The organism is Streptococcus sp. HMSC066E07, assembly GCF_001814695.1.
Lineage (GTDB): Bacteria > Bacillota > Bacilli > Lactobacillales > Streptococcaceae > Streptococcus > Streptococcus hominis.
Window position 1 is genome coordinate 27805 of record NZ_KV817417.1, and the last position, 23384, is coordinate 51188.

21 protein-coding genes, 2 pseudogenes and 1 riboswitch are annotated in these 23384 nt (G+C 41.4%); of the genes and pseudogenes, 12 read left to right on the forward strand and 11 right to left on the reverse strand.

Annotated elements, in window-relative coordinates:
* The 5 genes from HMPREF2984_RS01820 to HMPREF2984_RS01840 all read right to left on the reverse strand — a co-directional run bounded on the left by HMPREF2984_RS01820 (nt 1) and on the right by HMPREF2984_RS01840 (nt 4418).
* A complete protein-coding gene (locus tag HMPREF2984_RS01820; protein WP_070670173.1) occupies nt 1-909 on the reverse strand; it encodes an ATP-binding cassette domain-containing protein in 909 nt (302 codons plus the stop codon).
* A 126-nt stretch (nt 910-1035) separates the two neighbouring features.
* Complete coding sequence (locus HMPREF2984_RS01825) at nt 1036-1662, reverse strand: alpha/beta fold hydrolase (RefSeq protein WP_070670176.1); 627 nt, start codon at nt 1660-1662, stop codon at nt 1036-1038.
* Nucleotides 1663-1871: 209 nt separating this feature from the next.
* Nucleotides 1872-2525: an energy-coupling factor transporter transmembrane component T gene (locus tag HMPREF2984_RS01830; RefSeq protein WP_070670179.1), complete on the reverse strand. Its 654-nt coding sequence runs from the start codon at nt 2523-2525 to the stop codon at nt 1872-1874.
* Nucleotides 2522-3856: an ATP-binding cassette domain-containing protein gene (locus HMPREF2984_RS01835; protein WP_049533357.1), complete on the reverse strand. Its 1335-nt coding sequence runs from the start codon at nt 3854-3856 to the stop codon at nt 2522-2524. Before HMPREF2984_RS01835 ends, HMPREF2984_RS01830 begins: the two co-directional genes overlap by 4 nt.
* A gap of 1 nt (nt 3857) precedes the next feature.
* Nucleotides 3858-4418, reverse strand: coding sequence for an ECF transporter S component (locus HMPREF2984_RS01840; RefSeq protein WP_003039723.1), 561 nt, complete (start codon nt 4416-4418; stop codon nt 3858-3860).
* Nucleotides 4419-4501: 83 nt separating this feature from the next.
* Nucleotides 4502-4589: riboswitch (TPP riboswitch) on the reverse strand.
* A 264-nt stretch (nt 4590-4853) separates the two neighbouring features.
* Here HMPREF2984_RS01840 and metE point away from each other — a divergent pair.
* The 6 genes and pseudogenes from metE to HMPREF2984_RS01870 all read left to right on the forward strand — a co-directional run bounded on the left by metE (nt 4854) and on the right by HMPREF2984_RS01870 (nt 12027).
* Entirely contained in the window at nt 4854-7103 is a 2250-nt protein-coding gene (gene metE, locus HMPREF2984_RS01845; protein ID WP_070670182.1) for a 5-methyltetrahydropteroyltriglutamate--homocysteine S-methyltransferase, read from the forward strand.
* A 313-nt stretch (nt 7104-7416) separates the two neighbouring features.
* Nucleotides 7417-8271, forward strand: coding sequence for a methylenetetrahydrofolate reductase [NAD(P)H] (gene metF / locus HMPREF2984_RS01850; RefSeq protein ID WP_059221519.1), 855 nt, complete (start codon nt 7417-7419; stop codon nt 8269-8271).
* A gap of 223 nt (nt 8272-8494) precedes the next feature.
* Nucleotides 8495-9964: pseudogene (locus HMPREF2984_RS01855) on the forward strand (glycoside hydrolase family 1 protein).
* A gap of 12 nt (nt 9965-9976) precedes the next feature.
* Complete coding sequence (locus HMPREF2984_RS01860; RefSeq protein WP_070670185.1) at nt 9977-10819, forward strand: Cof-type HAD-IIB family hydrolase; 843 nt, start codon at nt 9977-9979, stop codon at nt 10817-10819.
* A gap of 11 nt (nt 10820-10830) precedes the next feature.
* Nucleotides 10831-11424 (forward strand): histidine phosphatase family protein, encoded by a 594-nt coding sequence (locus HMPREF2984_RS01865; RefSeq protein ID WP_004224551.1) that lies wholly within the window; start codon nt 10831-10833, stop codon nt 11422-11424.
* Complete coding sequence (locus HMPREF2984_RS01870) at nt 11425-12027, forward strand: histidine phosphatase family protein (RefSeq protein WP_003030549.1); 603 nt, start codon at nt 11425-11427, stop codon at nt 12025-12027.
* Between the two features lie 99 nt (nt 12028-12126).
* On the opposite strand, the gene HMPREF2984_RS01875 is transcribed toward HMPREF2984_RS01870, so the two are convergent.
* Entirely contained in the window at nt 12127-12984 is an 858-nt protein-coding gene (locus HMPREF2984_RS01875) for a MurR/RpiR family transcriptional regulator (RefSeq protein WP_070670188.1), read from the reverse strand.
* A 148-nt stretch (nt 12985-13132) separates the two neighbouring features.
* Between HMPREF2984_RS01875 and HMPREF2984_RS01880 the strand changes: the two genes are divergently transcribed.
* The 3 genes from HMPREF2984_RS01880 to HMPREF2984_RS01890 are packed head-to-tail and all read left to right on the forward strand — an operon-like array spanning nt 13133 to nt 17677.
* Nucleotides 13133-14995, forward strand: a complete 1863-nt coding sequence (locus HMPREF2984_RS01880) for a beta-glucoside-specific PTS transporter subunit IIABC (protein WP_070670191.1) — start codon at nt 13133-13135, stop codon at nt 14993-14995.
* A 12-nt stretch (nt 14996-15007) separates the two neighbouring features.
* Entirely contained in the window at nt 15008-16447 is a 1440-nt protein-coding gene (locus HMPREF2984_RS01885; protein ID WP_070670193.1) for a 6-phospho-beta-glucosidase, read from the forward strand.
* Nucleotides 16448-16507: 60 nt separating this feature from the next.
* A complete protein-coding gene (locus HMPREF2984_RS01890) occupies nt 16508-17677 on the forward strand; it encodes an MFS transporter (protein ID WP_070670196.1) in 1170 nt (389 codons plus the stop codon).
* Between the two features lie 151 nt (nt 17678-17828).
* Here the strand turns inward: HMPREF2984_RS01890 and HMPREF2984_RS01895 are convergent, their stop codons facing one another.
* The 3 genes and pseudogenes from HMPREF2984_RS01895 to HMPREF2984_RS01905 all read right to left on the reverse strand — a co-directional run bounded on the left by HMPREF2984_RS01895 (nt 17829) and on the right by HMPREF2984_RS01905 (nt 20158).
* A complete protein-coding gene (locus tag HMPREF2984_RS01895; RefSeq protein ID WP_070670199.1) occupies nt 17829-18239 on the reverse strand; it encodes a hypothetical protein in 411 nt (136 codons plus the stop codon).
* The gene (locus HMPREF2984_RS01900; protein WP_070670201.1) at nt 18214-19119 is read right to left on the reverse strand and encodes a phosphodiester glycosidase family protein; all 906 of its coding nucleotides are present in this window, start codon (nt 19117-19119) and stop codon (nt 18214-18216) included. The genes HMPREF2984_RS01895 and HMPREF2984_RS01900 overlap by 26 nt, the downstream gene beginning before the upstream one ends.
* Nucleotides 19116-20158, reverse strand: a pseudogene (locus HMPREF2984_RS01905) (GtrA family protein). The gene HMPREF2984_RS01900 and the pseudogene HMPREF2984_RS01905 overlap by 4 nt, the downstream one beginning before the upstream one ends.
* A gap of 267 nt (nt 20159-20425) precedes the next feature.
* Between HMPREF2984_RS01905 and rpsF the strand changes: the two are divergent.
* From rpsF to rpsR, 3 genes are read left to right on the forward strand one after another with little or no spacing between them, the layout of a single operon-like run.
* Nucleotides 20426-20716, forward strand: coding sequence for a 30S ribosomal protein S6 (rpsF, locus tag HMPREF2984_RS01910; protein ID WP_003026325.1), 291 nt, complete (start codon nt 20426-20428; stop codon nt 20714-20716).
* 11 nt (nt 20717-20727) lie between these two features.
* Nucleotides 20728-21219, forward strand: a complete 492-nt coding sequence (locus tag HMPREF2984_RS01915; RefSeq protein ID WP_003039831.1) for a single-stranded DNA-binding protein — start codon at nt 20728-20730, stop codon at nt 21217-21219.
* A gap of 36 nt (nt 21220-21255) precedes the next feature.
* Nucleotides 21256-21495, forward strand: coding sequence for a 30S ribosomal protein S18 (rpsR, locus tag HMPREF2984_RS01920; RefSeq protein ID WP_000068664.1), 240 nt, complete (start codon nt 21256-21258; stop codon nt 21493-21495).
* 181 nt (nt 21496-21676) lie between these two features.
* Here the strand turns inward: rpsR and HMPREF2984_RS01925 are convergent, their stop codons facing one another.
* The gene (locus HMPREF2984_RS01925) at nt 21677-22354 is read right to left on the reverse strand and encodes a DUF1129 domain-containing protein (RefSeq protein WP_070670207.1); all 678 of its coding nucleotides are present in this window, start codon (nt 22352-22354) and stop codon (nt 21677-21679) included.
* A 15-nt stretch (nt 22355-22369) separates the two neighbouring features.
* Nucleotides 22370-23314 carry a magnesium transporter CorA family protein gene (locus tag HMPREF2984_RS01930; RefSeq protein ID WP_003026319.1) on the reverse strand — a complete coding sequence of 315 codons (945 nt, stop codon included), beginning with the start codon at nt 23312-23314 and terminating at the stop codon, nt 22370-22372.
* Between the last annotated feature and the right edge of the window lie 70 nt (nt 23315-23384).

Sequence of the window (23384 nt, forward strand, 5' to 3'; positions counted from 1 at the left end):
CTATTCTACCAAATCTGTAAAGTATTTTTCTAAATCTTGGCGAGCATAGTAAATTTCGTTAATGGTAACCTTCTCTGCCCCTAGCGTTTGAACAATCTTGTTGATTTCGTGCGAGTGAGTGAAGATGTGTATTTCATCTGTCGCATTCACGACTTTGAGACGGTAGCCTAGTTGATCGTGGAGGATTTTGCTTGCTTTAGCGAGGTCACTTGTTTTCAAAACGATATAATCTTCATTATCTTCTTCAAATTCTACTTTCGTAATTTCTTTGATGAGATGACCATTTTCAATGATGCCGAATTTTGTAGCGACCAAGTATAGTTCACTTAAAATATGACTGGAAATGATGAAGGTCATATTCAATTCTTCATTGAGGCGTTGCACCAACTGGCGGAATTCTTTGATTCCGACAGGGTCAAGCCCGTTAATCGGTTCATCCAAAATCATCAAATCTGGTTTTGACAGAAGAGCAATAGCAATGCCCAAGCGCTGTTTCATTCCAAGAGAAAAATCTCGGAATTTTTTCTTGCCAGTATTGGTCAAGCTCACGTAAGAGAGAGTTTCTTGGATAACCTTATCCGCATTTGGGATATGCCGTATCTTGCAACAATAGTTTAAGTTTTCATAGGCCGTCAAGTGATTGTAAGCAGCGGGTGCTTCAATGACAGAACCAACTCGCTTGAGAGCGTGCGTCCATTCGGAGTTATTAGAAGAGCCAAAGAGAGCGACCGTACCGCTATTGGGCTGAATCAGCTGGGTAATCACTTTGATAAGCGTTGTCTTACCAGCTCCATTTTTCCCAATCAGACCGTAAATTTCTCCTTGTTTCACGGTGAGACTGACGTCATCCAAAGCGAGTTGTTGTCCAAATCTCTTGCTGATGTGTTTCACATTTACAACAGTTTCCATAACGTGACCTCCATTTTTTCTATCGTAGAGTTTCCCTCTTTTCACTATTTAGTATACAAAATGCTTGTCAAATAAGTCTCAAGCAATTCTCAAATATTTCTAAAATTTAAAAAATCTGAGAAAACCTCAGATTTCACAATTTTGTAGGATAAATCTTTCAATCATAGCGGCCATTTCTTGAGGGTGGTCTGTGTTAAGTGTATGATTTCCACCTGAAAGTGTCACAAAATCTGCTTGTGGTAAAGCTGTAGCTAATTTTTTAGAGGAAGGCAGGTTAGGCCAATCTTTGCTGCCACAGATGATGAGGCTGGGAAGTTGTATTGCACTTAGTTGACTTGATAAATCTAAATTTTTCAAGTCTTTTAACAGGCCAACAAAAGATTTTTTATGAAGCCCCTCTTTTTTGAATAGGGAGTCTGGTAGGCAAGAGAAGATAACCAGCTGGAGTTTATAGAGTAGATTGGAGCTTAGTTTATATTGAGTTCCTGATAAAACGAGTGCTTGGAGCTGAGGAAATTGTTGCCCCACCTTTAAGGCAAGAGTTCCACCGAGGGACAATCCAACTAGAACAAATGGTTCGTTAATGGCTTGAAGTTCCTGACAAAGGTGTTGTTCTAGCTGAGAGACTGTCATGATGTTGTTATTTGTGTAAAAGAGGTCTAAAGCCTCGGTGTCATATTGTGGCAGAAGTTCACGGACTTTATCCCAAGAGTGTTTATCCTGTCCAAGACCGTGTAAAAAAATGATTTTCATGAGTGACTCCTTTTTATTTTCAACAAAAGAGATGGGAACGATTGTAAGAGTAAACCTATTAAAATCTATCATAAATTGGATTACTTGATATCATTATAGCATAAAGACGGTGCTTGTGTTGCGATAGAATTAGACGATGACCTACTTTAAATGGATAAAAAGACCTTCTAAAAAATAAAATTGATTGTAGTGTTTTTTGTATCAAATTCCTACTTTGGGATAAAAATGGTTAGATTGATAAGGAGGAAAATCAAGAAGCAAGCAAGGGTGGTGCTTTTTGGTGTTTCTAAATGTCGGTAATAGCTTCGCTTGACAGTCTCATCAAAGCCGTGTGCATACATAGCTTCTACATAGGAATCACGCCAGTTAAAAGCGATAAAAATTGCTTTGATATAAAAGATTGGCGACCAGAAATGTAAGGTTTTGCCTCGCAAGAGACTAGCTTCGCGAACGGCTTGGATTTCTTTTTGAATAATTGGAATAGCATTTAAGACAACGAGCAGTCCGTAAGTAAAGTGACTTGGAAATCCCTTCTGATGCCAGTAGCGCAAGAGTTGATTGAGATTGACGCCGTATAAAAAGGTCATTCCCAGAGCCGCTAAAGCAAAGGAACGTGTAAACAGAACGCTTGCTTGACTTTTATCGCCGTGAAGTTGAATAGCCCAGTAATTTGCTAGTGCTGGTAGCAAAGGTAAGAGCAGTGTCCAGAAAATACCCCACCATTTCTTTAGGCAAATGAGGTGGGCAAGTACTCCTACGACAATAGCGCAGTTGAGCCATGTTGAGCGGATAAAGGAAATTTCTAGCGTCAGTACAATGAGAAGGAGCAAGAGTGCTAGGACATTTGTTTCTTCTTTTTTCATAGCGACCTCCTTTCTGTCAGTCCGTCGGACGTCAGCTCTACCAAATAATCACTAATACCGTCCAAGGGTTCTAAGCGATGAGAAATGATAATAAAGTTCTGTTGTGCGGCTTTTTCTCTAATCCAATTAGCAAAAAAATCACAGGCTTTTTTATCTAAGCCAGTAAAGGGCTCATCCATGAGTATGACAGGAGTTTCCAAGGTCAGGATAGATAATAATTGAATAATTTTTTTCTGCCCGCCACTCAAGTGAAAAAGGCTGGAATCCATTTTGTCTGCTAAACCAAATAAATCCAAAGCTTCTTGTACTTTTGCTTGGTTTTCACTGGAAAGAGAAGACAGGTTTAATTCCTCTGCGGGTGTTGTCCGAATGAATTGCTTTTCAGCATCTTGTACAACGGCAGTAATATGTCGGTACAATTGTTTGCTTTTCTTGAGTTTTTGTCCCTGATAACGCATACTGCCTTTGTATTTTTGTAATTGCAAAATGGCACGAAAGAGAGTGGACTTGCCGACACCGTTAGCTCCGATGAGTGTTGTAATACCTTGCTGAAAAGTAAAATCCTCAATCGCAAAAAGTATTTTTGAGTCAAATTGACAGGAAACGTGCTGTAATTGTAAGAGAGGATTTCGCTGGGTATTTTCGCATGCCAGCTGATAGCTTGGGAGTTCCTTTTTTAAAAGAGCTACATCTCGTTCAAAAAGTTCGCCATTTTTTAACTCAACAAGGTGGTCAACGCAGTCCGCATAGAGACTGCGGTCGTGGTCGCACAGAATCACCGTTTTCCCCATTTTTGTCAAATCTGATAGTAAATGAATCAAGCGCTTGCGTGCTTCTTGATCGACAGAAGCAAAGGGCTCGTCCAATAGAATAATCTGCGAATCCATAGCCAACAGAACCGCCAGAGAGACTTGTTGCTTTTCTCCACCAGATAAGGTCAGAAAGTCTCGATGAAGCAGGTGCTCTACTTTGCCAAGTGCAATCGCATGCTGGATTTTTTCATCAATCTGTTCAGCGGGTGTTTGGAGATTTTCTAAGGTAAAAATCAATTCCTCATAGAGAGTTGGCATGGTGAATTGACGGCTTGGATTTTGAAACATCATACTGAGGTAGGTGACTCGTTCATGAATAGGTAAATGAGATAATAGTGTATCACCCAGTTTGACCTCTCCAGAGAAGTCTAGTTCGTTGAAATTCGTTAAAATCCGAAAAAGGGTTGATTTGCCAGCACCGGTATCACCAATCAAGAGCGTCATTTTTCCTGTTTCAAAGGCGAAGGTTAAATCTTTAAAGACATCTTTAAAATAAATGTGCTCTAATGTTAGTTTCATCTTATTTACCAGCAGCTTGGTTAATCTTGTCGTAAAGATTCATAATAATTTTGACTAGAACGGCGCAGAAAAAGAATACAGAGAAGAAGCGAACAATAAGCAATGCTAAGACAAAACCGGGTTTGAAAGCGTAGTAACCAATTTTGAAATATTCATAGGTAAAGCTCAAAAGGGTCGTACCAATGGCGCTATAAGTCAGAGCTAGCCAGTCGTAGCGTTTGTATCGCGTCGCAGCAAACCCAAGCTCGCTACCAAAACCTTGAATGAGCCCAGAAATCAACGTGCTCATGCCAAATTGGCTGCCATATAGTATCTCTGCGAGGGCTGCAAGCACTTCTCCAATCGTGGCGCTACCAGCTTTGTGAATGAGCATAGCTGACATAGGAGCTGCCATACACCAAAGACCAAACAAGACTTCATTGGCGAAAGGCTCCAAACCTGCTGGTGCTAAAATAGCTGTCAAAATGTTGTAAAGAAAACCTGAACCGACAAAAATCCCACCAAAAAGAATAGCCAAAAGAGCTAAGAGGATAACATCTCGTAAACTCCATTTTTCAAACATAAAAAAACTCCTTCTAACAGAGCAGATGAGGAGTTTTGGCACGACAAAATAAAATCTAATCACATAAATGATTAGAACGGTTTGGTCTTTCTTATACATTTCCCTGCGGCAGCATTAACTGCATCAGGTTCCATGGGTATAATCTCAGCCTCAGCACCCCAAATGTTCTTTGCTTTTTATTATGTTGCTATTCTAACATCTATTTTCAAAAATAGCAAGCAAAGGATTTTCAAAAATTTTGATGTATGCGGCTGCTATAGCCTTAAACTATATCAAATCATAAAATGTTAAACAACACGCGATGAAATCAATGTTTAATATATATTTGGAATCTTGTCATAGTTTTTAACTATAGCAAACTCCTAGAAATTCCAATTATACAGAGCTTAGATTTTCTGTTAAGATAGTGTCAACAAGAAATTTTGGAGGATGACTATGTCAACTACGATTATTGGCTTCCCGCGTTTGGGAGAATTCCGCGAATTAAAATTCACTACTGAAAAATACTTTAGGAATGAAATTTCAGCTCAAGAGCTCCTGGCTGCTGCCAAGGACCTGCGCGCCAAGCACTGGAATATCGTCAAAGAGCACGGGATTACTGAAGTGCCGTCCAACGATTTTTCTCACTATGATAATGTTTTGGATGCTGCCTTCCTCTTTAACGTAGTGCCGTCCTCTGTTCAGGGCTTGGACCTGTCTGATTTGGAGCGTTATTTTTCCCTGGCCCGCGGCTACCAAGGGGAAAAAGGGGACGTCCGTGCCCTGCCCATGAGAAAATGGTTCAACACCAACTACCATTACATCGTTCCAAAGTTTGAAAAAGACACTGAGGTCAAACTGGCCGGTCACAAGATTTTTGACGAATACCAGGAAGCCAAGGAACTGGGTCTGGATACCCGTCCGGTCCTGGTAGGTCCCTTTACCCTTCTGCAGCTGTCCGACTTTGAAGAAGGGGTAGAGGCTGCCCAGTTTGTGGCTGCCATGGCCAAGGCCTATCAGGAAGTCTTTGCCAAATTGGCCGACCTAGGAGCTGAGCGCATCCAGCTGGATGAGCCAAGCCTGGTTAAGGACCTGTCCGCCGAAGAGAGGGTCCTCTTCCTTGATCTCTACAGGAAAATCCTGGCTGACAAGAAGGGACTGGAAGTCCTGATTCAGACCTACTTCGGCGATGTTCGGGATATCTACTCTGATTTGATCGAACTGCCGGTAGACGCTATCGGTCTGGACTTCGTCGAAGGCAAGAAAAACCTGGAGCTGGTCAAGTCCGGCTTCCCGGCCGACAAGACCCTCTATGTCGGGATTGTCAACGGTAAGAATATCTGGTGCAATAATTATGAAAAGAGCCTAGCTGTCCTGAAGCAGGTTCCGGCTGAAAAGCTTGTGCTGACCAGCTCTTGCTCCCTCCTACATGTACCTTTCACCACAGCCAATGAAGACTTTGAAGAAGCCATCCTCAAGCACTTTGCCTTTGCGGCTGAGAAGTTGAATGAGCTCCGGGACCTAGATGCCATCCGCAATGGTGGCGGAGCAGAAGCCCTGGCTGCCAATAAGGAACTCTTTGCGACAGAGCGTGTCGGTCAAAATGCTGAATTGGCAACTCGTATCGCTGGATTGACAGATGCAGACTATACTCGTCTGCCGACCTTCGCAGAACGCGAAGCCATTCAGAAAGAAGCCTTCAAACTGCCGGCCCTTCCGACGACAACCATCGGTTCCTTCCCTCAGACCAAGGAAGTTCGGGCCAAGCGCCTGGCCTTCCGCAAGGGAGAACTGTCCCAGGAAGACTATGACAAGTTCCTGGCTGAGCAGATTGACGAATGGATCAAGTGGCAGGAAGAAGTTGGTTTTGATGTTCTGGTTCACGGGGAATTTGAGCGTAATGACATGGTAGAATACTTCGGTCAAAACCTGTCCGGCTACCTCTTCTCCAAGAACGGCTGGGTGCAGTCCTACGGTATGCGTGGGGTGAAACCGCCGATTATCTGGGGCGATGTAACCCGCCTCAACCCGATTACTGTTAAATGGTCCAGCTATGCTCAAAGCCGGACTGACAAGCCGGTTAAGGGAATGCTGACGGGACCTGTAACTATCCTCAACTGGTCCTTCCCACGGGAAGATATTTCCATCAAGGACTCTACCCTGCAGATTGCCCTGGCCATCAAGGATGAAGTTTTGGACCTGGAAGCTGCCGGCGTTAAGATTATCCAAATCGATGAAGCTGCCCTGCGTGAAAAGCTGCCGCTCCGTCGTAGCGACTGGTATGAAGACTATCTGGACTGGGCTATTCCGGCCTTCCGTCTGGTCCACTCTACCGTAGCACCGAATACCCAGATCCATACCCACATGTGCTACTCAGAGTTTACCGATATCATCTCGGCCATTGACAACATGGATGCGGATGTCATCTCTTTTGAGGCCAGCCGCTCCAACCTGAAAATCCTGGATGAGCTCAAGGCCAAGAACTTCCAGACAGAAGTGGGACCTGGAGTTTACGATATCCACTCTCCTCGTGTACCAAATGAAGAGGAAATCGACCACACCATCGAAGCCATCCTGACCAAGGTGCCGAACTGCAAACTCTGGATCAATCCTGACTGCGGTCTGAAAACGCGTGGCATTACTGAAACCAAGGCCAGTCTGGTCCGCCTGGTAGAGGCAGCCAAGGCAGCGCGTGAAAAACTTTAATCAAAAAATAAGAGCTGACAGAAGGGCGGACCTGACCCTGCCCTTGCTGTCTTATACTCTTCGAAAATCAATATGATACTTTGCCAGTTTCAACAGTCCAGTAGACTGTTGAAAGTTGCGGATAAAGGGAATGCAGTTCCTGTCAAAAACTGTCTGGGAGACTGTGAGAGGTTGCAAATAAAGAAAGCGAAGCTTTTCTCTTATGTAACTCCAGTGCTTTTGATGCAAACTACGTTTGCTTTATCTGCAACCTCACCTCGCTTTCGCGTCTAATTTTGATTTTCATTGAGTATTAGTAAAGGAATTGTAAAACATGTCTAGCCCAAGTCCGTCTCTCTCTTTTGAAGTATTTCCTCCCAATCCAGCAGTAGGCAATGAAAAGATTATGGTGGCCCTGAAGGAAATGCAGGATCTGGTGCCTCATTTCATCAGTGTTACAGCGAGTAATAATAAGTTCAATATTGAAGAAACGACGGTGCGTCTGGCGGACTTTATCCACAATGACCTGCACATCCCGACCATTGCTCACCTGCCTGCGGTTTATCTGACTAAGGAAATGGTTACAGAAACTCTGACAGCACTTGATAAGGTAGGTGTTCATAAAGTATTGGCGCTTCGAGGAGATATTTTTCCAAATATGGAGCCAAAGAAAGATTTTACCTATGCGACGGATTTGATTGAGTATATTAAGGAACAGGCACCGCATTTTGAAATTATTGGTGCTTGCTATCCAGAAGGGCATCCGGACTCGCCCAATCAAATCTCAGATATCCAAAATCTCAAAAAGAAGGTGGATGCCGGCTGTTCCAGTCTTTTAACACAACTTTTCTTTGATAATGAGAGCTTTTACGATTTTCAAGATAAATGTATCTTAGCAGGGATTGAAGTGCCCATCCATGCAGGGATTATGCCGATTTTAAACAGAAATCAGGTTCTTCGTTTGCTCAAAACCTGTGAAAACATTTATTTACCACGAAAATTTTGCTCTATTCTAGATAAATATGAACACGATCCAGAGTCGCTCAGAGCAGCAGGATTAGCTTATGCGATTGACCAAATTGTTGACTTAGTCACTCAAGATGTGGCAGGCGTTCATTTATATACGATGAACAATTCCGATACTGCTCATCGAATTTATCAAGCGACGCATACATTTTTTGATAAGTAAGCATGTCCTGATTTGTTTTGGGAACAGGATGTTCTGACCTTTGTTGTTCTGCAGTTGCAGCTAGAAACCTTGAAAGAGTGCTGAAAATGCGCTCTTTTTGGTTTTCTGATAGATAGGAAATATTAAATAATGAAAGAATAGTATCATTATCTCTGACTATTCTACAAGAAAAGGGTTTCAAAAAAGAGTATAATAGAAGTGATCAAAGAATGAGGTGAATGAAATGACAGAAAAACGGTTTCCGAAGGGCTTTTTATGGGGTGGTGCGACTGCTGCCAATCAGTATGAAGGTGGCTGAAATTTAGGTGGGCGTGGTCCGGCTACATCTGGTACAGCTAAAGCAGTGCGACCTGAAGAACGTCAAAATTTAGAAGGTTTCTCTGCGCCCATGACCAAAGCAAAAGTAGAAGCTGCTCTTAATGACAAGGAAGGACTCTACCCTAAGCGCTGGGGCTCTGACTTTTATCATCGTTACAAGGAAGACATCGCCCTCTTTGCGGAAATGGGCTTCAAGACTTTCCGTCTGTCTATTGCTTGGAGCCGGATTTTTCCCAAGGGAGATGAAACCCAGCCTAATGAAGAAGGCTTGGCTTTCTATGACGCAGTTTTTGATGAACTCAATAAATATGGCATTGAACCTTTGGTGACGTTGTCACACTATGAGACACCGATTCATTTGGCATTAGAGTACGGTGGCTGGAAGGATCGCCGAGTTATTGGCTTTTTCGAGCGCTATGTGCGGACAGTTTTTGAACGTTATAAAAATAAGGTGAAATATTGGCTGACGTTTAATGAAATCAATATTATGGGCATTTCTGGCTATGTTGGCGGCGGACTGTTTTTTGAAGACGGGAAACAAAATTTCCAAGACTTGTATCAAGCAGCACATCACCAGTTTGTAGCTAGCAGTTTAGCAGTCAAAGCAGCGCGAGAAATCAACCCAGACTTCAAAGTCGGTATGATGCTTGCTCGTATGCAAGCTTATGCGGCTACCTGCAATCCTTTGGATGTCATGGAGGAGATTCAGAAAAATCATGAAAAACTTTTCTTCTCGGATGTACAAGTCAGAGGGAAATACCCAAGTTATGCTCAACGCTTTTTCAAACAAAATGGTATTGAATTGCAGATAGAAGATGGTGACTTGGAGCTTCTAGCACAATACCCAGTTGATTTCATGTCCTTTAGTTATTATATGTCCTCTATGGTACGCGCTCAAGAGGAAGTATCTGGTGAAAAGACTGCCGGTAATTTCTCAATGGGAGAGAAAAATCCTTATCTAGAAGCCTCTGATTGGGGTTGGCAAATTGACCCAGTGGGTCTGCGCATTACCCTCAATAAGCTCTATGACCGCTATCAAGTGCCACTTTTCATCGTGGAAAATGGTCTGGGAGCGTTGGATAAGATAGAAGCAGATGGTGCTATTCATGACAACTATCGAATCGATTATCTCAAGGCGCATATTAAGCAAATGTACGAAGCGATTGAGGACGGAGTGGAGCTTATGGGTTACACGCCTTGGGGCTGTATTGACTTGGTTTCTGCTTCCACTTCTGAGATGAGCAAGCGCTATGGATTTATCTATGTGGATGCAGATGATGAAGGAAATGGAAGTTATGACCGCTCCCGCAAGGATTCCTTCTTCTGGTACCAGAAAGTGATTGAAACAAACGGGGTAGCAGCCTTAGAAGAATAGAAAGGTCAACAGATGAGCAGAAAAATTATCTTTTTAGATGTAGACGGAACTTTGGTGGATTATGACAATCGCATTCCAGAATCTGCTATTCAGGCTATTCGTCAGGCGCGGGGAAATGGGCATCTGATCTATGTCTGTACGGGACGTAGTAAGGCGGAAATGCCTCAGGAAATCTGGGATATTGGTCTGGACGGTATGATTGGCGGGAATGTTTCTTATGTGGAGCATGAAGGCCAGGTTATTATGCATCAGCTGATTCCTTTAGAAGTGGAAAAGAGAGTTGTAGACTGGTTGCATGAGAGAGGATTGGAATTTTATTTAGAAAGTAACAACGGTCTCTTTGCTAGTGAACATTTTCGTGACGCAGCGCGTCCGGTCATGAAACTTTATGCCAAGAAAAAAGGCAAAACAGATGCGGAAGTTGAACATCAAGAGGTTGAAGATGTGATGCACGGCATGGTCTTTGGTGGCGAGCTTTACCGAGATGATCTGAATAAAATCAGCTTTATTCTCACTTCTTATCAGGATCACTTGGACTCTAAGGAAGCTTTTCCAGAGCTCAAGGCTGGTACATGGGGTGGTCGTGGAGAGGAAGCTCTCTTTGGCGATCTAGGAGTTAAGGATATTACGAAGGCACATGCGATTGATGTACTGCTAGAGCATTTGGGGGCAAAAAAAGAAGATACAATTGCTTTTGGAGATGCCAAGATTGACATTCCGATGTTGGAATATTGTCAAATTGGGGTTTCTATGGGCAATGGCGGCCCAGAAATATTAGCCATGGCGGATATGGTGACAGATGATGTGGCCGAGGACGGTCTCTACAATGCCTTTGAAAAATTAGAACTTCTTTAGAGGAATATTTTATGACAAAAACACTTTATTTGATGCGACACGGGCAAACTTTATTCAATAAGCGGCATCGGATTCAAGGTTGGTGTGACGCCCCTTTGACGGACTTAGGAGTGTATCAGGCTCAGGTGGCTGGGCAATATTTTAAAAATGCAGCAATTACGTTTGATGCGGCTTACAGCTCAACATCTGAGCGAGCTTGCGATACTTTAGAAATTGTTACAAATGGTAGTCTTCCTTATCAGCGAGTTAAAGGCCTCAAGGAATGGAATTTTGGAACCTTTGAAGGAGAAAGTGAAGACCTCAATCCTCCTTTGCCATATGAAGATTTTTTTGTGACCTATGGTGGCGAATCTCAAGACCAAGTTCGAGAGCGCACGGCTGCAACCATCCTACAGCTCATGCAAGAAACGAAAGGCAAGTCTGTTCTCATGGTATCTCACGGTGGTGCTATGGCTAATTTTGCTCGTGCTTGGAAAGATAATTGGCAACTGGATGAGTTGGGTCACATGACAAATTGTGGTATTTTGAAGTTTACTTTTGAACATGACCAATTTTACCTAGAAGAAGTGATTGGTCACGATTTTAGCGGCTGGGAGGAAGCGTAAATGAAAGATTTATATTTGATGCGGCATGGACAGACTTTTTTCAATCAAGAGGGCTTGGTGCAGGGAGTGTGTGATTCACCGCTGACTGATTTAGGTATAGAGCAAGCCAAGCAAGCGCGAGCTTTTTTCGAGAAAAATGGCATTGAATTTGGCGGTATCTACTCTTCCACTCAAGAGAGGGCTTCTGATACCTTGGAAATTGTGACTGGTCGAACAGATTACACCCGTCTCAAGGGGGTGAAAGAGTGGAATTTTGGACTTTTTGAAGCTCAGCCAGAAAGATTGCAGCCTAAGTTTCGAGCTGGTGCGGTGTCTTTTGAAGATTTATACGTGCCTTATGGGGGTGAAGACGTGGCTCAAGTAGGAGAACGCATGCTGACCTCTCTGACAGAAGTCATGAAAAAAACGCCTGCTGTTGAGAATCCAACATTGGTCGTCAGTCACGGTGGCGCTATGTGGGCTTTTTATCTAAAAGTAGGCTATTTGCCTGATCCTAATATTTATTTCAGTAACTGTGCCATTTGTCATTACCAATATGAAAACGACCAGTTTCTGCTTCGACAAGTTATTGACCCATTGGCTAAAACGGTCTATGACTTGTAACGGCAACTTACTTATTATCGCTTAATCTCTTATAGAGAAAATAGCATAGAGTGACTGTTTAATAGTTGAATAAAAGAAAGAAAATGATGACCAAAACCATCATTTTCTTTCTTTTTCTAAATCTTCCAAAATGTGTAAGCGATAACTGTAATTTTTCCAATAATTAGATTTAAAATACGCTGCGTAGAGAGCGTTGAGGATAAAGAGAATGGATTCCTCAGTAGAAAAGTTACCGATTTTCTTGAAATAGCTTTCGCGGGTACAAATAGTAAAACAGGTTTCTATCGTTTGTCGGACATAGTTATCTGTTTCTTTGGTCAATCCAATAAGCGCTACTTTCTTTTTTTGCAGGCTTGGTAAAATGCGAAGAGTTTCACTTTCAGGTGCATTGCCAGAGTAAGAGATGATAAGCGCTAAATCTTCTTTATCCATACTGTTAGCAGTTAGACCAAATTCCCCAGCTTGCGCAATTTCAACAGTCTTGCCGATAGACATCATTTTGCGGCGAAAGACACTGGCTAAGTAATTGTTAGGACTGAGACCGAAGATAACGATGCGGGCAGATTTTTTAAGGAGCTGCACCGCTTTTTCTAAATCTTTCGTCCGTAGTTTATCAGCCGTGTCTTGAATGCTTTCCTTTTCGATAATGGCAATTTTCTGTACCATACTCTCCATTGTATCCTGCTCTGTGAAAGGCAAGTTGTGATCAATGTCGGAATAATGGCTGTCTTCGTAATGCTTTTCGCGGATGAGGACAGGGATGAAGTCCTTCCAGCCTTTAAAATGGAGGTACTGAGCAAAACGAACGAGAGACGACTTGGAGACATAGGTCTCCTGAGCAATCTCATCCATAGAAAGCTGCTCAATGCTCTCCAAATGCTCCAGAATATAAGAGGCGATGACGCCCTTTGACCCTTTGTCATTTCGTAAGTTGGCAATACTTTTTAATAGTGTCATCTCTTCCTCCTATTTCAGTTTGTTTCATGATTTTGTCTAATTTTCTAAAGAAAATGAAACCGCATACCAAGTTTACCAAAAAAACTTCTTTTTTTCTACTTCCTTTTTTATAATAAGGTCAAGAAAAATGTTTGATGGAGGAAAAAACATGTCTCAGAAATACGAAGGATTAGCAAAAGATATTATCAGCTGCCTCGGTGGAAAAGAAAATATCAGCGATGTTTATCACTGCCAGACTCGCCTGCGTTTTAAACTGCGGGATGCAGGGCAAGTAAACAAAGAAAAGTTGGAAAATCTTGATGGTGTTACGATGTATTTGGTAAATGCTGGTGTTCACCAAGTCGTTATTGGAACTCATGTTAAGGACGTATTTGAAGAGGTTGCAAAGTATGTAGACTTGACAAATACTGGTGAAGATACAAATACAAAAGATGAGTCCAACATTTTTCAAAAGGTGATTGATTTTGTGGCTGGTGTCTTTCAGCCTGTGATTCCAGCTCTTTCTGGCGCTGGTATGATTAAAGCTGTTTTAGCTTTGTTGGTTGTTTTTAAAATTATTTCTACAGATTCGCAGACCTATTATATGTTTAATGTTTTTGCGGACGGTGTATTCTATTTCTTGCCTTTGATTTTAGCTTTTACAACGGCTCAGAAATTAAAATGCAATCCCATATTAGCAGTTGGTGTGGCAGCGATGATGCTGCATCCTAATTGGTCAGCTTTGGTAACGGCTGGGAAGGCAGTTCACTTTTTTGAAGTGATTCCTTTTACTCTAGCAAGTTATTCTTCATCGGTGATTCCGATTATTTTGGTGATTTTTGTCCAAGCTTATCTTGAAAAATTCCTAAATCGGGTCATTCCAAAGTCTGTTGAACTAGTCTTTGTTCCTTTGCTTACCTTTCTTGTGATGGGTGTCTTGGCCTTCTCTGTCTTAGGACCAATCGGTTCTATCCTCGGTGGACTTCTAGCAAATATCTTTAACTATCTAGCCGAGTCTGCTAGTTGGGCGCCAGCTGTCTTGATTGGAAGCTTCTTGCCTGTTATGGTTATGTTTGGCATACACAATGGGATTGCACCCCTTGGCATTATGCAGATGTCTCAGTTGGGATATGACTCTATCTTTGGACCGGGAGCTCTTTGTTCCAATATGGCTCAAGCGACAGCATCGGCTGTGGTCGCTTTCAGAACGAAGAATGCTAAAACAAAACAAGTAGCAACTTCTGGTACTATTACAGGATATATGGGAATTACAGAGCCTATCTTATACGGGATTAGCTTGCCTAAGAAATATCCGCTCTATGCTTCCATGATTGGTGGTGGTCTGGGTGGTCTCTATGCCGGATTAACCCATGTTCACCGCTTTGCAACAGGTTCATCTGGACTTCCAGCAGTTCTGCTTTACATCGGAAATAATACGATGGAATTTTTCTGGAATATTATCATTGCCATGGGAATTACGGTTATTTCAACAGCTACTATTACCTATTTCTTATCTTTAAAATACGAAAAGGAGACAACAACAGCAGAAGCAGTAACGGAAAAAACGATTACGATTGCAGATGCCACTGTTGCCAATCCAATCGGAGGAAGGATTATTGAGCTAAGCCAAGTTGAAGACCCAGTCTTTGCTTCTGAAGCGCTTGGGAAAGGCTTTGCGGTTGAACCTAGCGAGGAATTAGTACTTGCTCCTTTTGATGGGAAAGTGGTAACAGTATTTCCGACTAAACATGCCATTGGACTGTTATCTGATACAGGTGTTGAATTGCTGATTCATGTTGGTTTGAATACGGTTGAATTGAACGGTCGCTTCTTTGAAACCTATGTCAAAGAAGGAGATAGAGTGAAAAGCGGGCAAAAATTACTAAGTTTTGAGCTGGACGAGATTCAAGATGCAGGATATGGAACACAGATACCAGTAATCGTAACCAATACTGCCAATTATCAGACGATTGACTTGCTTGAAAAAGGTCGTCAAGCTGCAGGGCAAATTGTTTTAAAAGCACAAGTATAGAAGGAGAAAGTCATGGCATTACCAAAGGAATTTTTATGGGGCGGTGCAACAGCCGCCAACCAAACAGAAGGCGGAATGTTAGAAGGAGGTCGCGGTCTAACCAATACCGATCTCCTGCCGATTGGAGCAGATCGTGCAGCAATTGCTGCAGGAAAATTGAATAATCTGGAACGCAAAGCAGATTATTTTTACCCTTCTGAAAATGCTATTGATATGTATCACCACTATCTAGAAGATATTCAGCTCTTTGCAGAGATGGGTTTTAAAGTTTATCGCATGTCCCTTTCTTGGACGCGAATTTTTCCAAATGGGAACGATGAAACACCAAATGAGGCGGGTCTGGTCTTCTATGAAAAGATTTTTCAAGAATTAAAAAAACATAAGATTGAGCCTTTAGTGACTCTAGCTCATTTTGATGTGCCAGTTGCTTTGATTAAAAAATATGGTGCTTGGCGTGACAGACGCATGATTGATGCCTATGTGCATTATGCAGAAACAGTCATGACTCGCTTCAAGGGCTTGGTTCGCTACTGGCTGACAGTCAATGAAATCAATATTCTCCTGCACCAGCCTTTTGTTGGAGGAGGTTTGATTTTCTCGGAAGATGAGAATGTCGAAGAAGTCAAATATCAAGCTGCTCATCATCAATTGGTGGCTTCTGCGCGTGTGACGGAATTGGCACATAAAATTGACCCTGAAAATCAAGTTGGCTGCATGTTAGCAGGTGGAAGCCATTATCCTTATACTTGCCGACCAGAAGATTATTTTGAAGCCATTCAGCGTGACCACGGAGAGTACTTTTTCATTGATGTTCAGGCTCGTGGTCGCTATCCGCGCTACGCTTTAAAGAAATTTGAGCGAGAAGGACTTTCGGTTCAGATGACGGAGAAAGATTTAAAAGTGTTAGCTGAAAATCCGGTCGACTTTGTTTCTTTCTCTTATTATGCTTCGCGAACAGTCAGTTCTCATCCAGAAGATTATGAAGCAACGACTGGAAATCTTTTCAAATCTATCAAGAACCCTTATTTGTCTTCAACCGAGTGGGGCTGGCAGATTGACCCGCAGGGGTTGCGCAACTCCCTCAATCAGCTCTATGACCGTTATCAAAAACCGCTCTTCATCGTAGAAAATGGTCTGGGAGCAAAGGACCAGCCAGATGAGAATGGTTATGTGGATGATGAATACCGCATTGATTATATGCGTGAACATCTCAAGGCTTTTAAAGCAGCAGTTGAAGTGGATGGAGTAGAGCTTATGGGTTACACTTCATGGGGCTGTATTGATCTGACAGCAGCTAGTACTGGCCAAATGAGCAAGCGCTATGGCTTCATTTATGTAGATTGTGACGATGAAGGGAAGGGAAGTCTTAAACGTAGCAAGAAGAAATCATTCGACTGGTACAAGCAAGTCATCGTGAGCAACGGAGAGGACTTAACCAGTCCGCAATCATAGAGCAGAACGACCCAAGTGCTCTCTCCCAAACTGTCTAAAGAAAGAAGATGTGACATTGAGATGAAAAAGTACATAACAAAAATTTCTCTTTTATTTGTTTCTCTTTTGGTGATTTCATCAGGAGTCATCCTCCCTTCTCTTCCTGAAATTACAGTAGAATATAGGGAAATGAATGCGACATTTGTTGAGCTTTTAGGGACTCTACCTGCTCTTTTTACTATGCTGACGGTACTTTTCAGTCCCAGACTGGCTAAGAAAATTGGATATAAACTGACCGTTCAGTTAGGTTTGATTCTCCTATTCATTTCTGGAATATTGCCAATTTTTGTTAGTAATTTTTGGATTCTTTTTGCCACTCGGATTGGCTTTGGGATTGGCGTCGGCTTCTTCAATCCCTTGCTTTTCAGTTTTTCATCTGCTATGTATCAAGACAAAGAATTATCAGATATGATTGGTTATCAGTCAGCATTTGAAGGAATGGGAGGGATTGTGACGTCCTTTCTAGTGGCTTATTTGGTCGTTGGTGGGTGGCGGCATACGCTTTGGACCTACCTGATGGTCATCCCAATTTTTCTGCTCTTCACTTTATTTGTACCAGATTTACAGAATGAAGCGTCGGAGTTGGAAACGACAAAACAAGCAAAAAAGTCGTTTCGGCTGGATTTATCTTTTGTTATTTACCTATTTCTTTTAATCATTCTCATCACGGTCTATATGTCCATTTCTGTCAAATTGACCTCTCTTTTGACCGAAGGTGGATTTGGGACAGCGCGTGATAGTAGCAATGCGCTGGCTTTAATGGGAATTGGTGCCATGGGAGCAGGTTTTCTATTTGGAAGAGTCGAAGCTTTCTTCAAACAATGGCTGCTCCCCTTAGCTTTTAGTCTTTTAGCCCTGTCGCTTTTAGGTCTAGCTCTTACACATCAAGTCTGGCTTATCATGCTCATGTGTTTGTTATCTGGCCTGTCTTTTCGAACCTTTATTCCTTTTCTTCTTAATCGTGCTAATCAGGTCACGGATGGTTCAGGAGAACAGCGAACCTCTCTCCTTTTAGCAGGGTTTAATATTGGTTCTGCTTTTGCTCCTGTCAGCGTCCGCCTCTTGCAAAATCTCTTTCAGCTCAAAACCGTTTCTTCTATTTATTTGGTAGAAGCTGGTCTAGTGTTTCTTTTAGCTTTGCTGACACTCATCTTTAGTATAATGCCACGTTCAAAAAGCTTCCGTTCATAACTATGGAGGCTTTTATTTGTGGAAAATTGTTTTTCGGATTTACAGATCTATTATTCCTTTGTTTAACATTTCATTTGAATCAGCATCAATGATAAACTGTTCAGTTTGTTTTTCGACTTCGTTTAAGTCCTTTTGATAGGTAACGTAAAAGCTATTCTTCTGTCACCCACACGCTTCTGGTGAAGATTATGGAGAGTAGGGCTAATCCAGCAAGTCCTACTCCTACGTACCAGTAGGGGAGGTCCATTGTGGTGGAGCGTCCAGACAGGTTGACAATGCCACGAAAGAGCACACCCGTAGCAATGGTTGCGACCGCAGAATTCCAAAGATTGAGACTGAGCCGTGAAAGATTAGGAATCATTTTTTGGAAAATCAGAAGCACCACTCCTCCTATTAGTGGCACTCCAAAGAGATAATGCATATAAACTGAAGTCTCACCAAAGCTGAAGTGCTCGTAAATACGACTAAAAATGAAGAAAAATATTGTGATTAAGGCATAGACAACGGCTGTCTTTTTGAACCGTTTCTTGCTTGCTTTAGTAACCGATGTAGACAATGTCACTCACCGCCCTTTCTGAAATTGTTCCGTTTGTTGTTGGTTTATTGATGACCTTACCATTGAAGTAAAGAGTAGACGATCCTCCTCCGTCAAGGTTATAAGCTGTTTTCACCCCGTAAAATTTCATAACTTCTGCGAGTTCATAGAGAGAAAGTCCCGCGCTTTCTGAAGTTCGACCGTCTGATACAACGATAATATAGTGATTTTTTTTAATCATTCCAATAGCTGTACGCGGATTGGAAGACATGGATTGCCCCACTTCCGAATTGCTTGAAACAGCAATCTTACCGTTTTCAACCAAAGTTGGACCAAAAGCGAGAAGGTTTACAACACCTTTTTTAACCAAGTCATCAGCAGAAACATCATTTTCGTAAACAATTCCGAAGCTCCCATCTTTATAAATTGCTAAGTCACTGTTGCTAGCATCTTCTCGTACGGTATTTCGATAGACAACACCGTTACGGATGACATAGCCAGTCGTGTTAGCTCCGTAGTAGTCTCCGTTGATAGCAAGAATGGCATTGTTATTGGCTGCTGTGACAGAAGTCTTAGCAGTCACGTTATTTCCATAAGTATTTTGCGCTAGAGCGGTTTTGAGATATTCAGGCGAGCTGACCGTAATATCTGCAATGTACACTTTCGTGTTGCTGACGGTTTTTGTAGTAATCTTTACTGAAATATTATCGTCTTTATAGCTTGTATCAGTCGTTGTAGCATTTGTTGCGGCTTTAGCAGCAGTTGTACTTGTCGAGCTTGAAGAAGATTTTACAGTTGTAATAGACTCTGACAAGACAAAGGTTTTTAGCATTGAATAGGTAAATGATCCTGTTAGCAAAATACCAAAGAGACTAGCATAAGCATAGGATTTTTTAAATAATTTCATAATAAGGTATGAGTCCTTTCCTTGAAAATAATTTTTTTTGCACGAGCCAAGATAGGCAAAAGAGCAACGCTCCGACAATGATTTTAACAATCAGCAAATTGAGACCGAAGATGGCATAAAAGAGTCTAATCAAAAGGGTGTCAAGGATAAACAGGCCCAAGGCTAAACCGAAATAACCAGTCCCTGTTTTGGCGACACTGTCTTTATTTTTAAAGACCAGTTTTTTATTTGCGGAATAATTGAAAATCGAGCTCGTGACACGAGCCACTCCGTTTGCCAGTAAAATTTTGAGACTAGTTGGTACCGCAGCAAGCACCAAAAGGGCTAGCGCATAGACGATATAGTCAACCAAAAAACTACTAATTGAAGAAAGAGCAAATTTAAACATATCTTTATAAATCATAAGCCCATCTCGTACCGGTCTAAAGTGAGAAGCTTGATTGTCATTGATATAAACCGTCTCAATTGGAACTTCAATGATAGGGTATTCTTTGGAAGCAGCTAGTAACATATTCATTTCATATTCATAACGCTGCCCTTCAACCTTCAACATAAATGGAATCATGTTGGTTGTAAATCCGCGAAGTCCTGTTTGGGTGTCTGTCACGGAAACACCAGTCTGTTGCTTAAACAGAAATCGTGTTAATTTATTTCCAAAAGCCGAACGTAAAGGAATGTTGCCAGAAAAAGATCGAGTTCCCAAAATCAACCGATTAGGGTTTTCTTGAGCCTTTTTGCTCACTCGGAAAATATCCCAAAGTTTGTGTTGACCGTCTGCATCAGCTGTGACCACTGCCCCATATTGACCTAAGGAATCAATATAAGAAAAAGCTGTTTTCAGCGCTTGCCCTTTCCCTTGATTTGTTGTATGGCATAGAATAGTAGCATATTTCTGTGCTTCTCGAAAAATGGAATCATCGTTAGCTGGACTGCCGTCATTTACCACGATGATTTGCAGCGAGCTCTTTTCCTTCACCTTTTGCAACAAATGAATAAGATGAAGGTCAGGTTTGTAAGCAGGAATGACTAAATAGTTCATGCGTTTACTCCTTTCTTAGAAAAGTGATAGAAAATTTACACAACAGTATATAGAGCATAGCTTAAAACTAACTGATATCAGCTTTTTTTAAGGTTTTGAAGTGGAATGGGTAATGGAGTATAGGAAAAAACTGTGCTTTTTACAAAAACAAAAATCGAATTTTTCTTGCTATTTCCCAGAATATTTAGTATAATAGTTATTCGTGAGAAAACCTCACTTACCCCTTGCAATGTCTGGGGGTCATTAGACCAAAAGGAGGAAAAATCAATGGCTAAATACGAAATTCTTTATATTATTCGTCCAAACATTGAAGAAGAAGCAAAAAACGCTTTGGTAGCACGCTTTGACTCTATCTTGACTGACAACGGTGCAACTGTTGTTGAATCAAAAGACTGGGAAAAACGTCGTCTTGCATACGAAATCCAAGATTTCCGTGAAGGACTTTACCACATCGTGAACGTTGAAGCTGAAGATGCTGTCGCTTTGAATGAATTTGACCGTCTTTCAAAAATCAACGCTGACATTCTTCGTCACATGATCGTCAAACTTGACGCATAAGAAGGGTTACTATGATAAATAACGTTGTACTTGTGGGTCGTATGACCCGAGATGCCGAACTTCGCTATACTCCGCAAAATCAAGCGGTCGCAACTTTTACTCTTGCTGTCAATCGCAACTTTAAAAATCAAAGTGGCGAGAGAGAAGCAGATTTTATCAACGTTGTGATTTGGCGTCAGCAGGCAGAAAATCTTGCAAATTGGGCTAAAAAAGGAGCACTCATCGGAATTACTGGTCGTATTCAGACACGTAACTACGAAAATCAGCAAGGTCAACGTGTCTATGTGACAGAAGTGGTAGCTGATAATTTCCAATTGTTAGAAAGCCGTGCCAGCCGTGAAGGTCAATCTTCTGGTAGCTATACTTCTAATAACTTCGGAAATTCATCTTCCAATTTTGGGAACTCAACTTCTGTTAACCAAGTACCTAACTTTTCTCGTGATGAAAATCCATTTGGGAATACCAATCCAATGGATATCTCAGATGACGATCTACCATTTTAATGGACAAACAGAATAAATATATAAAGGAGAAAGAACATGGCTCAACAACGTCGTGGCGGATTTAAACGCCGTAAAAAAGTTGATTACATCGCAGCAAACAAGATTGAATATGTTGATTACAAAGATACTGAGCTTCTTAGCCGTTTCGTTTCAGAACGTGGGAAAATCCTTCCTCGTCGTGTAACAGGAACTTCAGCTAAAAACCAACGTAAAGTAACAACAGCTATCAAACGCGCTCGCGTAATGGCTTTGATGCCTTTCGTAAACGAAGACTAAAATATAAAAATGAGCATGAATTTCATAAAATCATGCTCATTTTTTAAAACTCAATCAGCAACTAAATAGGTTGCTTTTCTTATGCTCAAAATTGTTTGAGACGGTTACTAAAAATATTTATCAGATCTTATTCAAAACATCCACCTGTTGAAACAAAGTGGATGCTCAAATAAAAATATGACTAAAGTTGTCTTGGTGCGGTTAAAGCACTGCGGATATTGAATTTCTTTTTGAGATAGAAACGCAGTGCCAACGTTCCACCACCGAACACAAGGATAAATAAATTTGGTAGTTTTGGATTTAAAACTGCTGGCAACAGGAAGGTTGTTCCGTAAAGAACAACAGCCCACAAAATCGTAGCAGCTGAAATGATAAGAAGCGATTTGAAGAATGGTGGCTTTTGACTTTGGTCTTGGTCGGAATAATAAAAGCGGTAAATAAAGTAATACATTCCGTAAAATACGAGTGCCCCCACCGCGCTACCAAGTACAATCGTCACAATACCATAATTGCTAGGATTTTTGGAGAATAAGTTAACACTACTATTTAAGATAGCAAATAAACTAAAGACAAATAAGAAAGCATCCATAATCATGAGATAAGGGTTGGTATTTTCTTTGATAGTTTGAGCTTCTTTTTGTTTTGCTTCTGAGAAATTGGCTGCCCAAACAGTAGGTGCTCCATAAAGTCCGCGAGCGGTGATGCCTTTTGCTTGATTTTCAAGAATGGTTGGAATAATTTCTTCTAGTAAAACTTTAATTTCTTCGTCTGTCTTTCCATCTTTGATGAGTTGATGGGTTGCGATGCGGATGAATTCTTGATTCTTTTTGCTGAGTTTATCCAAAGAAACTTGTGTCATAAGATCTCCTTTTAATTAAAATAATTTTTTGTGAATAAGGTAAACAGTCAGGGAAACACTTATCGCAAAGGCGATAAAAATAATAATCCAAAAAGCGTGCGGTTCCCCGTTGAGCGGTAAGTCATTGTTTTTGAAGTTCATTCCATAGGCTGAAAAAATCATGGTTGGAATGGACATGACAATTGTCACCAAAGCCAGAGCTTTCATGATGTTATTTTGATTATTTGAAATGATAGAAGCAAATGTATCGGTCATGCTGTGCAAGATATTTCCATAAATATCTGCCATCTCAATCGCCTGCTGGGTCTCGATGAGTGTATCTTCCAGCAAGTCCTCATCTTCTAAATATTTCTTAATATTGCTTGTAGCGCTAGTTAATTTTTTAATCACACGCTCATTGGTTTTTAAGGACGCTTTGAAATAGACAATCGTTTTTTCAAGCTCCATGAGTTCAATCAATTCTTCATTGCGAGTGGACTTGTGCAGTTGACTTTCAATCTGCTCACTCTTGCGGTCAATGGAGCGCAGCGCTGTCAAATACAGCTCGGCGTTTCGATAAAGAATTTGGAAAATAAAGCGAGAACGCATGAAAGTATAGAAATTACGCAGTCGTCGATTGATAAAAATATCCAATAAAGGGAGTTTTTCCAAACAGGTGGTAATAATCGCCTCTTCGGTAATAATAATCCCTAGAGGGATGGTTACATAGTAAGTCTGATTATTTCGCTCCTCTGTAATTGGAACATCCACAATAATCAAGGTATATTCATCTTCGATGGTAACACGAGACATTTCCTCTGCGTCAAGGGGTGCTCGTAAGTCCGTAATATCAATGTCAAAGGCGTTGGCAATTTCAGTAGACTCACTTTGAGAAGGGTTGACTAAATTGATCCAAGTCCCCGACTCAAGCGTATCAATTTCTTTAAGTTCAGTTGTTGTTGATAGAAAGACTTGTTTCATGTTTTCCTCCTTCAGTTATTTGCACACCGTACTATTATACTATAAAATTCCGAGTTTTTGGGTAAAAGAT

What these genes read in the sequence shown, in the direction of transcription:
- rpsR (WP_000068664.1), top strand. Translation starts at nt 21,256, where the DNA reads ATGGCTCAACAACGTCGTGGCGGATTTAAACGCCGTAAAAAAGTTGAT.
- HMPREF2984_RS01835 (WP_049533357.1), bottom strand. Translation starts at nt 3,856, where the DNA reads ATGAAACTAACATTAGAGCACATTTATTTTAAAGATGTCTTTAAAGAT.
- metE (WP_070670182.1), top strand. Translation starts at nt 4,854, where the DNA reads ATGTCAACTACGATTATTGGCTTCCCGCGTTTGGGAGAATTCCGCGAA.
- HMPREF2984_RS01840 (WP_003039723.1), bottom strand. Translation starts at nt 4,418, where the DNA reads ATGTTTGAAAAATGGAGTTTACGAGATGTTATCCTCTTAGCTCTTTTG.
- HMPREF2984_RS01890 (WP_070670196.1), top strand. Translation starts at nt 16,508, where the DNA reads ATGAAAAAGTACATAACAAAAATTTCTCTTTTATTTGTTTCTCTTTTG.
- HMPREF2984_RS01875 (WP_070670188.1), bottom strand. Translation starts at nt 12,984, where the DNA reads ATGACACTATTAAAAAGTATTGCCAACTTACGAAATGACAAAGGGTCA.
- HMPREF2984_RS01880 (WP_070670191.1), top strand. Translation starts at nt 13,133, where the DNA reads ATGTCTCAGAAATACGAAGGATTAGCAAAAGATATTATCAGCTGCCTC.
- HMPREF2984_RS01820 (WP_070670173.1), bottom strand. Translation starts at nt 909, where the DNA reads ATGGAAACTGTTGTAAATGTGAAACACATCAGCAAGAGATTTGGACAA.
- HMPREF2984_RS01830 (WP_070670179.1), bottom strand. Translation starts at nt 2,525, where the DNA reads ATGAAAAAAGAAGAAACAAATGTCCTAGCACTCTTGCTCCTTCTCATT.
- HMPREF2984_RS01885 (WP_070670193.1), top strand. Translation starts at nt 15,008, where the DNA reads ATGGCATTACCAAAGGAATTTTTATGGGGCGGTGCAACAGCCGCCAAC.
- HMPREF2984_RS01870 (WP_003030549.1), top strand. Translation starts at nt 11,425, where the DNA reads ATGAAAGATTTATATTTGATGCGGCATGGACAGACTTTTTTCAATCAA.
- HMPREF2984_RS01930 (WP_003026319.1), bottom strand. Translation starts at nt 23,314, where the DNA reads ATGAAACAAGTCTTTCTATCAACAACAACTGAACTTAAAGAAATTGAT.
- HMPREF2984_RS01825 (WP_070670176.1), bottom strand. Translation starts at nt 1,662, where the DNA reads ATGAAAATCATTTTTTTACACGGTCTTGGACAGGATAAACACTCTTGG.
- HMPREF2984_RS01865 (WP_004224551.1), top strand. Translation starts at nt 10,831, where the DNA reads ATGACAAAAACACTTTATTTGATGCGACACGGGCAAACTTTATTCAAT.
- metF (WP_059221519.1), top strand. Translation starts at nt 7,417, where the DNA reads ATGTCTAGCCCAAGTCCGTCTCTCTCTTTTGAAGTATTTCCTCCCAAT.
- rpsF (WP_003026325.1), top strand. Translation starts at nt 20,426, where the DNA reads ATGGCTAAATACGAAATTCTTTATATTATTCGTCCAAACATTGAAGAA.
- HMPREF2984_RS01860 (WP_070670185.1), top strand. Translation starts at nt 9,977, where the DNA reads ATGAGCAGAAAAATTATCTTTTTAGATGTAGACGGAACTTTGGTGGAT.
- HMPREF2984_RS01915 (WP_003039831.1), top strand. Translation starts at nt 20,728, where the DNA reads ATGATAAATAACGTTGTACTTGTGGGTCGTATGACCCGAGATGCCGAA.
- HMPREF2984_RS01925 (WP_070670207.1), bottom strand. Translation starts at nt 22,354, where the DNA reads ATGACACAAGTTTCTTTGGATAAACTCAGCAAAAAGAATCAAGAATTC.
- HMPREF2984_RS01900 (WP_070670201.1), bottom strand. Translation starts at nt 19,119, where the DNA reads ATGAAATTATTTAAAAAATCCTATGCTTATGCTAGTCTCTTTGGTATT.